This window comes from Bacillus sp. SIMBA_008 (assembly GCF_046535495.1).
In the GTDB taxonomy this organism is placed as follows: domain Bacteria; phylum Bacillota; class Bacilli; order Bacillales; family Bacillaceae; genus Bacillus; species Bacillus subtilis.
Genome location: NZ_JAWRWL010001108.1, coordinates 1 through 243, shown reverse-complemented (window position 1 = coordinate 243; position 243 = coordinate 1). Strand labels below are relative to the sequence as shown.

The following is a 243-nucleotide window of genomic DNA, read 5'->3' as shown; positions in this document are numbered from 1 at the left end:
AATGGCATATGTAATTTCACTCCAAGGATTGATGGCAAGTGGAAAGACAACATTGGCTAAAAGGTTAGAGAGATGTGGGCTTTCAATTATATATGAAAATCCATATCCAATTGTAGAAAAGCGAAAACAATTAAATTTGGATATGAATTCAAAAGAAGGATTTATAATAAATCAAAAAATGTTTATAGAAGCTAAAATAAAAGAGTTTAAAAATGCAAAAGATTCAGTCATTATTTTTGATCG

The 243-nt window shown here is 28.0% G+C and carries 1 protein-coding gene; it reads left to right on the top strand.

The genetic code is table 11. The features are described from left to right. Position 1 precedes the first annotated feature (1 nt). On the top strand, positions 2–243 hold a 242-nt coding region (locus tag SB658_RS26870; RefSeq protein ID WP_486308229.1), incomplete at its 3' end, for a DEAD/DEAH box helicase family protein.